10 protein-coding genes are annotated in these 11,526 nt (G+C 72.3%); 4 read left to right on the forward strand and 6 right to left on the reverse strand.

Annotation, left to right across the window (positions count from 1 at the left end; all coding sequences use genetic code 11):
• The first annotated feature begins 15 nt into the window (after positions 1–15).
• Both ACWGJO_RS13610 and ACWGJO_RS13615 read left to right on the forward strand, forming a co-directional pair.
• Positions 16–393: a YrdB family protein gene (locus ACWGJO_RS13610; RefSeq protein ID WP_452183560.1), complete on the forward strand. Its 378-nt coding sequence runs from the start codon at positions 16–18 to the stop codon at positions 391–393.
• Between the two features lie 153 nt (positions 394–546).
• Complete coding sequence (locus tag ACWGJO_RS13615; protein WP_452183561.1) at positions 547–2,913, forward strand: immune inhibitor A domain-containing protein; 2,367 nt, start codon at positions 547–549, stop codon at positions 2,911–2,913.
• A 99-nt stretch (positions 2,914–3,012) separates the two neighbouring features.
• Here the strand turns inward: ACWGJO_RS13615 and ACWGJO_RS13620 are convergent, their stop codons facing one another.
• Positions 3,013–4,470: an MFS transporter gene (locus ACWGJO_RS13620; RefSeq protein WP_452183562.1), complete on the reverse strand. Its 1,458-nt coding sequence runs from the start codon at positions 4,468–4,470 to the stop codon at positions 3,013–3,015.
• Positions 4,471–4,517: 47 nt separating this feature from the next.
• Between ACWGJO_RS13620 and soxR the strand changes: the two genes are divergently transcribed.
• Entirely contained in the window at positions 4,518–4,991 is a 474-nt protein-coding gene (gene soxR / locus ACWGJO_RS13625; RefSeq protein ID WP_387693053.1) for a redox-sensitive transcriptional activator SoxR, read from the forward strand.
• A gap of 122 nt (positions 4,992–5,113) precedes the next feature.
• Here the strand turns inward: soxR and ACWGJO_RS13630 are convergent, their stop codons facing one another.
• The 5 genes from ACWGJO_RS13630 to ACWGJO_RS13650 are packed head-to-tail and all read right to left on the reverse strand — an operon-like array spanning position 5,114 to position 10,820.
• Entirely contained in the window at positions 5,114–6,115 is a 1,002-nt protein-coding gene (locus ACWGJO_RS13630) for an ABC transporter ATP-binding protein (RefSeq protein WP_359901083.1), read from the reverse strand.
• Positions 6,115–7,113 carry an ABC transporter ATP-binding protein gene (locus ACWGJO_RS13635; protein ID WP_380544636.1) on the reverse strand — a complete coding sequence of 333 codons (999 nt, stop codon included), beginning with the start codon at positions 7,111–7,113 and terminating at the stop codon, positions 6,115–6,117. The genes ACWGJO_RS13630 and ACWGJO_RS13635 overlap by 1 nt, the downstream gene beginning before the upstream one ends.
• Positions 7,113–8,099 carry an ABC transporter permease gene (locus tag ACWGJO_RS13640; RefSeq protein WP_452183563.1) on the reverse strand — a complete coding sequence of 329 codons (987 nt, stop codon included), beginning with the start codon at positions 8,097–8,099 and terminating at the stop codon, positions 7,113–7,115. Before ACWGJO_RS13640 ends, ACWGJO_RS13635 begins: the two co-directional genes overlap by 1 nt.
• The gene (locus ACWGJO_RS13645) at positions 8,096–9,058 is read right to left on the reverse strand and encodes an ABC transporter permease (RefSeq protein WP_452183564.1); all 963 of its coding nucleotides are present in this window, start codon (positions 9,056–9,058) and stop codon (positions 8,096–8,098) included. Before ACWGJO_RS13645 ends, ACWGJO_RS13640 begins: the two co-directional genes overlap by 4 nt.
• A gap of 13 nt (positions 9,059–9,071) precedes the next feature.
• Positions 9,072–10,820 carry an ABC transporter substrate-binding protein gene (locus ACWGJO_RS13650; protein ID WP_452183565.1) on the reverse strand — a complete coding sequence of 583 codons (1,749 nt, stop codon included), beginning with the start codon at positions 10,818–10,820 and terminating at the stop codon, positions 9,072–9,074.
• A gap of 162 nt (positions 10,821–10,982) precedes the next feature.
• On the opposite strand from ACWGJO_RS13650, the gene ACWGJO_RS13655 reads away from it, so the two are divergent.
• Positions 10,983–11,526, forward strand: a 544-nt coding sequence (locus ACWGJO_RS13655; protein WP_452183566.1) for an aminopeptidase P N-terminal domain-containing protein, incomplete at its 3' end; no start/stop codon positions are given.

The following is an 11,526-nucleotide window of genomic DNA, read 5'->3' on the forward strand; positions in this document are numbered from 1 at the left end:
ACGGGGAGAACGCGGATGAGGATCGACCGACCCGGCCCGGTCGGGCAGCGGCAGTGGACGCCACTGACCGCGGGCAACGCCGGACTCGCCTTCGGGCTGGAGCTCGCCCTGCTGGCGTCGCTCTGCTACTGGGGCTTCCAGGCCGGCCCGAATACCGGCCTGCGGCTGCTGTTCGGGCTCGGCGCGCCGGCCCTGGCGGCCGGCGTCTGGGCGCTGTTCCTGGCCGCGGGCGGGCCGGCCGTCCGGCTGCCGGTCGGTGCGGAGATCGTGGTCAAGCTGCTGGTCCTCGGCACCGGCGCGCTCACCCTGCACGCCACCGGGCGGAGCACCCTCGCGCTGGTGTACGGCGTACTGGTGGCGCTCAGCGTGGCCCTGGAGTACACCACCGGCTGACGGTCCGACAGGCGAAGGGCGTCGTACCTCCTGGTGCGGCGCCCTTCCGCTTGCTCACACCTCTTCCACGTGACCCGTCACATGTGAAATATTACCTGCGCTTCACCGACTGATGACCTGAAGGACCCCCATCCCCCCGAAAGGACCGGTCAGTTGCGCAGACTGTCCGCCGCCCTCGCCGCCGCGCTCACCACCGGCGCGATAGCGGCCACCCTGCTGGGCACCCCCGCCCAGGCCGCACCCCCGACCCCCGCCACCCTCGCCGCGGCCCGGGCCGACGTCGAACAGGGCGCCGAGGCCCCGCCCGCCCCGCTGGCCCCCCAGGAGCGCGAGCGCCAGGCGCTGCGCGGCAAGGCCCTGGAGCAGCTCAACAAGGGCTCCGTCGCCAAGAGCGCCGGCAAGCGGGCCCCGGCGAAGGTGAAGATCGGCAACGACTACGTCCAGCTCGCGCACCAGCGCACGGACAAGGTCTTCGTGATCCTCGCCCAGTTCGGCGACGAGGTGGACAACACCACCCAGTGGAACGGCCAGCCCCGCTACGGCGGCACCCCCGGCCCCGCCCACAACCTGATCCCCAAGCCGGGCAAGGACGACAACCACACCCTGTGGTCGCAGGACTTCAACCGCGACTACTACCAGAAGCTGTTCTTCGACGACTCGCCCGGCGCCGTGTCGATGCGCAACTACTACCGCACCCAGTCCTCCGGCCGGTACGACGTCGAGGGCACCGTCAGCGACTGGGTCACCCTCCCGTACAACGAGGCCCGCTACGGCAGCAACAAGGGCCCGCAGGGCTCCGGCGCCTGGACCCAGGGGCAGGAGTTCGTCCGGGACGCCGTCAAGGCCTGGTACGACGGCGAGATCGCCAAGGGCCGCTCCGCCGCCGACATCAAGGCGCAGCTCGCCCAGTACGACGTCTACGACCGCTACGACCACGACAAGGACGGCGAGTTCGCCCAGCCGGACGGCTACCTCGACAACGTCGTCGTGGTGCACGCGGGCGTGGACGAGACCTGGGGCGGCGGCGCCCAGGGCGCCGACGCACTGTGGGCGCACCGCAGCTGGACCTTCCCGGACGCGACCGGACAGACCGGCCCGGAGGGCAACAAGATCGGCGGCGCCCCCGTCGGCGACACCGGCCTGTACGTCTACGACTACGTCCAGGGGGGCGAGAACAGCGGCGTCGGCCTGTTCGCCCACGAGTACGGCCACAACCTCGGCCTGCCCGACCTCTACCCCACCAGCGGCGGTGACAACAGCGTCAACTTCTGGTCGCTGATGTCCTCCGGCTCGTACCTGGGCAAGGGCCCGAACACCACCGGCGGCTACCCCGGCGACCTCGACGCCTGGAGCAAGCTGCAGTTCGGCTGGCTCGACTACGACGAGGCGCAGGCCGCCACCCGCTCCACCCACGCCCTCGGCGTGAGCAGCTACAACACCGACCAGGCCCAGGCCGTCCTGGTCCACCTGCCGGACGGCACAACCCGCACCGACCTCGCCGATCCGTACGAGGGCGCCAGGCAGTGGTGGAGCGACACCGGCGACAACCAGGACAACTCCCTGGCCCGGGACGTCGACCTGCGCACCGCCGCCGGTCCGGCCGCCCTGGACGCGGCGGTCTGGTACGACACCGAGCAGGACTACGACTTCCTGACCGTCGAGGCCTCCACCGACGAGGGCAAGCACTGGACCGCCCTCGGCGGCACCGTGGACGGCGCCCCGATCGGCAGCACCAGCGCCAACACCCCCGGGCTGAGCGGCGCGTCCGGCACCTACAAGCAGCTGCACATCCCGCTGGACGGCTACCTCGGCCGGCAGGTCCGGCTGCGCTTCCACGTCACCTCGGACGGCAACACCCACGGCCGGGGCGTGCTGGTGGACGCCGTCAAGGCCACCGCCGGCGGCGCCGAGCTGTTCACCGACGGCGCCGAGAACGGTGCGAACGGCTGGACCGCCAACGGCTTCACCGCCATCGACGGCCGCACCGCCGTCAAGCAGCACCCGCGCGCGTACCTCGCCGAGAACCGCCGCTACACCGGCTACGGGGCGTTCCTGAAGACCGGCCCGTACAACTTCGGCTACAGCGGCGTCGCGGGCAAGGCCAACGTGGTGGACAACTACCCGTACCAGGAGGGCGTCCTGATCTGGCTGTGGGACACCTCGTACGGTGACAACAACACCAAGGACCACCCCGGCGGCGGGCTGATCCTGCCGATCGACGCCCGCCCGGCGCCGGTCCGCTTCGCCGACGGGACGCTGGTCAACGGGCGGGCGCAGACCTACGACGCGACCTTCTCGCTCAAGCCGACCACGCCGTTCACCCTGCACAAGGGCGGCGTCGCGGTGCGCATCCCGTCGAAGCCGGCCGTCCCGGTCTTCAACGACCGCACCGGGGTGTACGGCGACCCGGCCACGCCGCAGCTGACGGTGAAGGTGCCGGACACCAACACGAAGATCGAGGTCGTCCGGGAGTCCCAGGGCGGGAAGATCACCACCGTCCGGGTGGGCCCGGCCTCCTGAGCCGGGAAGCCCCGTGGAAGAGGCCCCGGATCCCCCCGACGAAAAGGGATCCGGGGCCTGCTCGTGCCGCCGCGGCGGGGCCGCTCGTGCCGCCGCGGCTCAGCGCGCGAGGCTGCGGGCGGTGCGCGCGGCGGTGGCCACCCCGAGGACGGTGATCGCGGCGATCCCCAGGGTCATGTACCGGGCCGAGTCGACCGGGGTGTCCCCGCCCAGGTTGACCAGGGTGCCCGCCAGCGCCGAGGTCACCGCGAAGGCGATCAGCTGGGTGGTGTTGATCGCCGCGGCCGCCTTGCCGCCCTCCGCCGGGTCGCCGCTGCTGCGCATCGCGGCCACGCTCAGGTGCGGGAAGGCCAGGCCTATCCCGGTGCCGGCGGCGAACAGCGCCACCGCCCACAGCAGCACCCGCGGCCCGGAGGCGTGCCCGGTCTGCGTCAGCCCGTGGACCAGCAGCCCGCCGACCAGCACCAGCGGTGCGGTGCGGATCGCCAGGGCCCGGCCGCGGGCCGTCCCGATCCCGACGCTGAACAGCTGGGCGGTGGTCCAGCCGGCCGAGGTCGTGGCCCCGAGGAACCCGGCCACCAGCGGGGAGAGGCCGCCCAGCTGCTGGCCGAACAGCGGGATGAAGTTCTCCGTCACCACGCCCGCGCAGAGCACCGCGACGGTCAGGTAGAGCCACTTCAGCGGGTTGCCGGCCCGGTAGGTCTGCTGCGGCAGCACCGTGGCCGCCCCGCGCCGCTCGGCCGCCACGAAGCCCGCCAGCAGTGCCAGTCCGGCGAGCAGGCACAGGGCCGTCGGCCAGCCGCTCGGCACCGTCGAGCTGACGCTGAAGGCGGCCGCCGCCAGGGTGAGCAGCAGCAGCGAGGGCAGCGGCACCGGGCCGCTGCCGTGCCCCGAACCGGGGCGCCCGGGCAGCACCCGGCGGGCCAGGACCGCCAGTACCAGCGCGGCGACCAGCAGCAGGACGTACGCCCCGCGCCAGGCGCCGAGCTGGGCGAAGAGCCCGCCCAGCGACGGTCCGACCAGGGTTCCGACGCCCCACATCGCGGAGACCAGTCCGGCCGCGCGGGTCCACAGCCGCTCCGGCAGGGCGCTGCGGATCACGGCGTAGCCGAGCCCGGCCACCAGCCCGCCGCCGAGGCCCTGCACCACCCGGCCGAGGATCAGCGCCGCCATCGACGGGCTGAGCGCGTTGACCACCGCGCCGGCACCGAAGACCAGGAAGCCCAGCACGTAGGCCCGGGCGGCGCCGAGGCGGTCCAGCAGCCGGCTGACCAGCATCGAGGCGATGACGGCGGCCATCAGGAAGCCGGTGGCCACCCACGCGTAGTACCGCTCGCCGCCGATGTCGGCGACGATCGAGGGCATCAGGGCGGCGGTGAAGTAGAGGTTCATCGCGTACAGCGCGACGCCGCCGGCCAGGATGGAGGCGGAGGCGGCGTAGCGGCGGGAGAAGAGTTCGCGCCACCCGCCGGGGGCTCCCGCGGACGGCGACTCCGACGGGTAACTGTCCAGCTCGGCAGTGGTGGTGTCGTTGTCGACGGAGGCTGATTCGGTCACGTCCGGTACGCTAGGACTTCAAGAGAACTTGAAGTCAAGGAGCCGCCATGACCACCGCGCCGGTCGATCTGCTGAGCGTCGGCGAGGTGGCCCGGCGGGCCGGGATCGCCACCTCGGCGGTGCGCTTCTACGAGGACCAGGGGCTGATCTCCTCCGAGCGCACGACGGGCAACCAGCGGCGCTACCGGCGGCACGTGCTGCGCCGGATCTCGCTCATCCTGGTCGCCAAGCGGCTCGGCATCCCGCTCTCCGAGGTCGCCGAGGTGTTCACCGGCCTGCCCGAGGACCGGATGCCCGGCAAGCACGACTGGGAGCGGATCTCCCGGCGCTGGGCGGAGCAGCTGCGCGCCCGCCGGGCCGAGCTGGAGCGGCTGGAGGACGAACTGACCGGCTGCATCGGCTGCGGCTGCGTGTCGCTGCGCCGCTGCCGGGTGCTCAACCCGGGGGACGAGCTGGCCGCCGAGGGGCCCGGCCCGCGCCGGCTGCTGCCGGAGGAGGGCCTGCTGCCCGCCGAGGAGTGAGCGGGCGGCAGGAGCGGGTGCGGGAAAGTGGGCGGGGAAAGTGGGCGGGGAAAGGGTGGAACCCGGCCGGACGCGGCCCTCGCAGGGTTCCCCGCCGCGTCCGACCGGGGGCTTGTGCGGCCTCAGGCCTCCGGGAAGTGGCAGGCGGCCTGCCGCTCGCCGGGCCCGGCGATCCTCAGCAGCGGCCGCTCGGTCCGGCAGATGTCCTGGGCCTTGGGGCAGCGCGGGTGGAAGGTGCAGCCGGGCGGCGGGTCGGCCGGGCTCGGCGGGTCGCCGAGCAGCACGATCCGTTCCCGGTTGCGCTCCGCCTCCGGGTCGGGCAGCGGGACGGCGGACAGCAGCGCCCTGGTGTACGGGTGCGCGGGAGCGCCGTACACCTCGGCCTTGTCGCCGATCTCCACGATCCGGCCCAGGTACATCACCGCGACCCGGTCGCAGACCCGCTTGACCACCGAGAGGTCGTGCGCGATGAACACGTACGCCAGCCCCAGCTCCTTCTGGAGCCGCTCCATCAGATTGACCACCTGGGCCTGGATGGAGACGTCCAGCGCGGAGACCGGCTCGTCGGCGATCACCAGCCGCGGCGAGGTGGCCAGCGAGCGGGCGATGCCGATGCGCTGGGCCTGGCCGCCGGAGAACTCGTGCGGGTAGCGGTCCAGGTGCTCGGGGATCAGCCCGACCAGCTCCATCAGCTCGCCGGCCCGCTTGCGCGCGTCCGCCGCGCTCCCGCCCTGGACCAGCAGCGGCTCGGAGATGATCCGGGCCACCGTCTGGCGGGGGTTGAGCGAGGAGTACGGGTCCTGGAAGACCATCTGGAGGTCGCGCCGGTGCGGGCGCAGCCGGGCCTGGGAGAGCCCGCCGATCTCGGTGCCGTCGAAGGTGACGGTGCCCGAGGTCGGGTCGAGCAGCCGGACGATCATCCGCCCGGTGGTGGACTTGCCGCAGCCGGACTCGCCGACCAGGCCGAGCGTCTCGCCCGCGCCGACGTCGAAGCTCACTCCGTCCACCGCCCGGATCGGCGCCCCGGGCCGGCCGGTGCGGCCGCGCCGGCCGGGGAAGGTCTTCACCAGGTCCCGGACGGACAGCAGCGGCGCGGTCGCACCCTTCGTCGACGGTGTGGTCATCACAGCACCCCTTCCGGCACCAGCGGCAGGTGGCAGGCGGCCTGGTGGCCGGGGGCGAGCCGGTCGAGCACGGGGCGCTCGGCCAGGCAGCGGGTGTGCTCCTCGGCGGACGCCGCGGTGGTGCGGGCGCAGCGCGGGGCGAAGGAGCAGCCGGGGGCGGGGGCGATCAGCGACGGCGGGCTGCCGGGGATGGCCCGCAGCGGGGCGTCGTCGGCGTCGTCCAGGCGCGGCAGCGAGTCCAGCAGACCGCGCGTGTACGGGTGCGCGGGCTGCGCGAACAGCCGGTCCACCGGGGCCTGTTCGGCGGCCCGGCCGCCGTACATGACCAGCACCTCGTGGGCGACCCGGGCGACCACGCCGAGGTCGTGGGTGATCATCACGACGCCGAGGCCGCGCTCCTGCTGGATCCGGGCGATCAGGTCGAGGATCTGCGCCTGGACGGTGACGTCGAGGGCCGTGGTCGGCTCGTCGGCGATCAGCAGCTCGGGCTCGCAGGCGAGCGCCATGGCGATCATGACGCGCTGGCGCATGCCGCCGGAGAACTGGTGCGGGTACTCGTCGACCCGGCGGGCCGGCTCCGGGATGCCGACCTCGGCCAGCATCTCCACCGCCTTGGCCCGCCCGGCCTTGCGGTTGGCCTTGAAGTGCACCCGGTAGTGCTCGGCGATCTGCTCCCCGACGGTGTAGAAGGGGTGCAGGCTGGACAGCGGGTCCTGGAAGATCATCGCGATCCGGCGGCCCCGGACGGTGCCCAGCTCCCGCTCCCCGAGCCCGTTCAGCTCCTGCCCGTTCAGCCGGATCGAGCCGGTGACGGCGGCGCCGCGGTGCAGACCCATGACGGCGAGCGAGGTGACGGACTTTCCGCTGCCCGACTCGCCGACCAGCCCGAGGGTGCGCCCGGCCTCGACGGCGAAGGAGATCCCGTCCACCGCGCGGACGGTGCCGCGCGGGGTGTCGAAGGCGACCTTGAGGTCCTCGACCTCCAACAGCCTGGTCATCAGTACCTCACTCTCGGGTCGACGAACGCGTAGAGCAGGTCGACCAGCAGGTTCGCCGCGACGATGAAGAAGGCCGCGAGCAGGGTGACCCCGAGGATGACGGGCTGGTCGGAGCGGGCCAGGCCGTCGTAGAACAGCCGGCCGACGCCGGGCAGGCCGAAGATCGACTCGGTGATGACCGCGCCGGCCAGCAGGCCGCCGAGGTCCATGCCGAAGATGGTCAGGATCGGCGTCATCCCGGCGCGCAGCCCGTGCTTGACGGTGACCGTGCGCGGCGGCAGGCCCTTGGCCCGGGCGGTGCGGATGTACGGCTCGGCCATCGCCTCGATCATCGAGTTGCGGCTCTGCCGGGCGTACATGGCCGCGTACAGCAGGGCCAGCGCGATCCACGGCAGCAGAAGGTTGGAGCCCCACTCGAAGGGGTTCTCGGTGAACTTGTGGTACGAGGGGTAGGGCAGCAGCCCGGCCGTCCTGACGACGCCCCAGATCAGCATGATCGAGGTGAAGTAGACCGGCAGCGAGGCGGCGCCGACGGACAGCACCATCAGCGTCTTGTCGACCGGTCGGCCCTTGCGCAGCGCCGAGGTGACGCCCGCGCCGAGGCCGAGGACCAGCCAGAGCACGGCCGCGCCGAGGGCCAGCGAGACGGAGACCGGCAGCCGGTCGGTGAGCAGGTCCCAGACCGGCAGCCCGTACTCGTAGGAGTAGCCGAGGCAGGGGAAGCCGCAGTGCACCGCGCTGGGGCCGGAGCCGTAGTCGCGGCCGGCGAAGATGCCGCCGAGGTAGGCGAGGAACTGGTCCCAGACCGGCTTGTCCAGGCCCATCGCCGCCTTGACGTCGGCGAGCCGCTCGGGGCTGCAGGTCTTGCCGCAGGCGGCCGAGGCCGGGTCGTTGGGCAGCAGGTAGAAGATGGTGAAGGTGATGGCGCAGATGGCGAGCAGGATGCCCGCCACGCCGAGCAGCCGGCGGCCGAGGTAGAGGATCACGACCGGCCTCCCCGGGGGTCGAGGATGTCGCGCAGCGCGTCCCCGAGCAGGGTGAAGGCGAGCACGGCGACGAAGAGGAAGGCGGTCGGGATCAGGAAGTAGGTCGGGTCGGTCTCGTAGTGCACGATGCTCTCGGCGATCATCTGGCCCCAGGACGCGGTCGGCGGGCGGACGCCCACGCCGAGGTAGCTGAGCGCGGCCTCGGTGGCGATCATGCCGGGGATGAGCAGGGTGGTGTAGGCGATGATCGGGCCGGAGACGTTCGGCAGGATCTCGCGGGTGAGGATCCGCCAGGAGCGCGCCCCGCCGACCTTGGCGGCCTCGACGTACTCGCGGTGCTTGAGCGAGAGGGTCTGGCCGCGCACCACCCGGGCGATGCCGGGCCAGGTGAACAGCCCGATCACCAGGGTGATCAGCAGGATCCGGTTGACGTCCTTGGCCACCGACATCATCGCGATCATGAAGATCAGCGAGGGGAAGGACATCGTGAGGTCCATCAGCCGGGACAGCAGCGTGTCGACGCGGCCGCCGAAGTAGCCCGCCGCGATGCCGGCCAGGGTGCCGGTGACCACGACGACGGCGGTCGCGGTGAAGGCGATCAGCAGGGAGACCTGACCGCCGTGCAGCACCCGGGCGAACAGGTCGCGGCCGCTGCCCGGCTCGACGCCCAGCCAGTGCCGGGCGCTGATGCCGCCGAAGTCGCCCCTGGGCACGCCGCCCAGGTACGGGTCGACGGCGCGCTTGTCGAACTCCTCGGGGGTCCAGCCGCCGAGCGCGCTGAGCGGCCCGGCCAGCGCGGTGACCAGGATCAGCACGCCGACGGTGATCAGCCCGAACCGGGCCGAGCCCTTGGCCCACAGCTGGTCCCAGACCAGCCGCCAGGGCCCGCGCCCGGCACTCTTCTTGGCGCCCCCCGCCGTGGCGTCGGCCACGGCGGCGGGCTCAGTGGTGGTACTCATCGCTGCCGGCCCCTCACTTGCCCTTGGCGGGGTCCTTGAGGCCGATGGCACCCAGGTCGAGCATCCCGGCGAAGCCCGAGTTGCCGAACGCGCCGGCCACGTTGGTGCCGACCAGCAGGGGGCGGCGCTGCCAGATCAGCGGGACGGCCGGGGCCTTCTTCGCCAGGTCCTGGTCCAGCTGCTGCCAGGCCTTGTTGGCCTCGTTGACGTCCGTCATGGCCGCGATCTGGTCCATCCGGTCCATCGTGGCCTGGTCCTTGAACTGGCTCAGGTTGCCCTGGTTGCCCTTCTCCTTGATGGTGCGGCCGTCGAACTGGAACGGCAGGAAGGTCGCGCCCGAGGGGTAGTCGGGACACCAGCCGCTGATGGTCAGGTCGGGGGCGTTCTTGATGTCGCCGACGGTGTCCTGGAAGGCGGACGGGTCGGTGGTGTTGATGGTGACCTGGACGCCGGCCTTGGACAGCGACTGCTGGATCGCCTCGGCACGGCTCTTGTCGCCGAGCGAGACGGTGAGCGAGACCTTGAGGTCGCTCTTGCCTGCCTCCTGGAGCAGCTTCTTGGCCTTCTCCGGGTCGCCGGCCGCCGGGACCTTCAGCGGGTCGGACTTGACGCCGCCGGTCAGCGAGGGCGGCAGGTAGGAGGTCGCCACGTCGGCCATCGCCGGACCGCCGAAGGCCGTCACCTGCCCTTCGCGGTCGACCGCCCACATCATCGCCTCGCGCACCTTCGGGTCGTCGAAGGGGGCCTTGGCGGTGTTCATGTACAGCATGTCGGTACAGCCGGTGACCTCGGCGGCCATCCGGGCCTTGACGTCCGGCTTGGGCAGCACCTTGGCGACGGTCTCGTGCGCCATCCACGGCATGTTGATCGCGTTGGCGTCGGCGCCGTCGCTGGCGATGATCCGGTCGTCGGCCTGGCCGCCCTTGATGCCCTGGGTGACCACGACCTTGTCCGGGTAGGCCTTGCGGACGGTGTCGGTGGCCGGGTCCCAGTTGGTGTTGCGGACCAGCACCAGCTGCTTGCCGCGGTCGTAGGTCTCGATCTTGTACGGGCCGGAGGAGAACGGCCGGGCGTCGTACTGGGTGCCCTTCTCCTGGGACTGCGGCACCGGGGAGAAGGTCGGCAGCGAGACGGTGGAGGAGAACTCGGCGACCGGGCGCTTCAGGTGGAAGACGATCGTCCTGTCGTCCGGGGTCTCGATGCTCGCCAGGTGCTCACCGTTCAGCGGGCCCTTGTAGTTCTCGCCGCCGGCCAGGTACTGGATCGCGTAGTCGGGGCCGCCGGTGAGGTCCGGGGAGTAGGACCGCTCGACGTTGTACTTGATGTCGGCGGCCTTGATCGGCGTGCCGTCCTCGTACTTGAGGCCCTCCTTGAGGGTGAAGGTCCACACCTTGCCGCCCTCGGAGGACTTGCCCAGGTCGGTGGCGAGGTCCGGGACGATCTCGCTGCCGGCGGCGCCGGGCTCGGACTTGAAGGTGGTCAGGGTCCGGTAGAGCAGCCGGGTGCCGAAGTCCATGTGCGGCACCACCCAGCTGCGGGCCGGGTCGAGGTGCGCGAAGTCCTGGTTGGTCAGGACGGTGAGGGTCCCGCCCTTGACCGGGGTGCCGCCGATGATCGAGCCGGACGCGGCGCCCGGGCCCTTGCTGTCGGAGGGGGCGGCGTCGCTGCCGCTGTCACTCTTGTCGTTGGAGCAGGCCCCGAGGCCGAGGGTGAGGGTCGCCGCGAGGGCCGCCGCGAGGGCGGCGTGGGTGCGCCTGGTCATGTGCAACTCCGCTGTGGGGGGCCCGATCCGCCGGATCTGGCCGCTGCGCTGTGTGACCCGTAACATAGTAATGTGAAATTGCACTGCACAAGAGGTGACGGCTCCCGTTACCGAGCTGTGTCCGTGCCAGGCATCTCCCCAGCCCCACCAAGGAGTTCACCGGTGACCCTTCCCCCGACCGGCCTCAACACCGGGAGCCACGACCTCCCGGTCTCCCCCGCCCTCGCCTCGTTCATGGGCACCCGGTGGGCCGCCACCCCCATTCCCGCCGACCTGCGCGTCCCCGGCCACGACCGCTTCCCCGGCCGCCGCGCCCGGCTCTCCGCCGCCTTCCCCGGCGAGCGGCTGATCGTCCCGGCCGGCCGGCTCAAGGTCCGCTGCAACGACCTCGACTACCGCTTCCGCCCGCACAGCGCGTACGTCTGGCTCACCGGCCTCACCGGCGAGGACCAGGCCGACCACGTCCTCGTCCTCGAACCGGCCGGCCCCGAGGGCCACGAGCCGGTGCTCTACCTGCGCCCCCGCTCCCCGCGCGACGGCGGCGAGTTCTACCGCGACCGCCGCTACGGCGAGTTCTGGGTCGGCGCCCGGCCCGACCTCGCCGAGGCGGCACAGCTCACCGGGGTGCGCACCGAACACCTCGACGACCTCGGCAAACTGCTCACCGGCCCCCAGCCGCCCACCCGGGTGCTGGCCGGCACCGACC

The sequence above is a fragment of the Kitasatospora sp. NPDC054795 genome (genome assembly GCF_053611565.1).

Excerpts from the sequence above, each read along its gene's own strand:
- ACWGJO_RS13610 (WP_452183560.1), top strand. The coding sequence starts at position 16 with ATGAGGATCGACCGACCCGGCCCGGTCGGGCAGCGGCAGTGGACGCCA.
- soxR (WP_387693053.1), top strand. The coding sequence starts at position 4,518 with ATGACCACCGCGCCGGTCGATCTGCTGAGCGTCGGCGAGGTGGCCCGG.
- ACWGJO_RS13630 (WP_359901083.1), bottom strand. The coding sequence starts at position 6,115 with ATGACCACACCGTCGACGAAGGGTGCGACCGCGCCGCTGCTGTCCGTC.
- ACWGJO_RS13635 (WP_380544636.1), bottom strand. The coding sequence starts at position 7,113 with ATGACCAGGCTGTTGGAGGTCGAGGACCTCAAGGTCGCCTTCGACACC.
- ACWGJO_RS13645 (WP_452183564.1), bottom strand. The coding sequence starts at position 9,058 with ATGAGTACCACCACTGAGCCCGCCGCCGTGGCCGACGCCACGGCGGGG.
- ACWGJO_RS13650 (WP_452183565.1), bottom strand. The coding sequence starts at position 10,820 with ATGACCAGGCGCACCCACGCCGCCCTCGCGGCGGCCCTCGCGGCGACC.